At 58.6% G+C, this 503-nt stretch carries 1 protein-coding gene; it reads left to right on the top strand.

Translation table 11 applies throughout. The annotated features are described in order from the left end of the window. Positions 1-274 precede the first annotated feature (274 nt). The coding region (locus tag OP495_RS18760; protein ID WP_280571303.1) for a hypothetical protein at positions 275-503 on the top strand (229 nt) is incomplete at its 3' end.

Raw genomic sequence — 503 nt, 5'->3', positions numbered from 1 at the left:
CGCGGGATCAAACCACATGTCACCGGCCTCGACCTGGATGGTGCGGTCGATCTCGGCATCAGGCGTGGAGGAATGGGAGCCACCATGTTCACCGGCAGCAAGGGCGGAAGTGGCGGCCAGGCCAAGGGTGATGGCCAGCAGAGACTTACGCATCATGTAACCTCTTTGATCGTATCAGTGGAGCCTTGGTTATACCTGAAATGAGACTGAACTCGAAACCCCTTGACCCTTGTGTTACACGTAGGTTGTAGCATCCAAGGCTCTGATAAAGACCATGCCGAATCCCTTGTCCTGGATCATGTTGGACGACACGGCCACCGAGGCAGAATGGGGACTCGACCATGAGGATGACCGAATGACCTGCAATGTTCGCTGCCTGCTGCACCTCCGAGGAGTACGCCTGTTGGCGCTGCTGCTCGCGGCTCTGCTGCTGGTCGCCAGCCTGCCCGGTCATGCGTCTATGGATGACTGCGCCGTCGACTGCGGTACCTCCCAGGTCGAGA

It is taken from the genome of Chromohalobacter sp. 296-RDG, from assembly GCF_029889885.1.
Classification (GTDB): Bacteria; Pseudomonadota; Gammaproteobacteria; order Pseudomonadales; family Halomonadaceae; genus Chromohalobacter.
The sequence above is the reverse complement of the archived record's forward strand: the minus strand, read 5'-3'. Positions and strand labels throughout refer to the sequence as shown.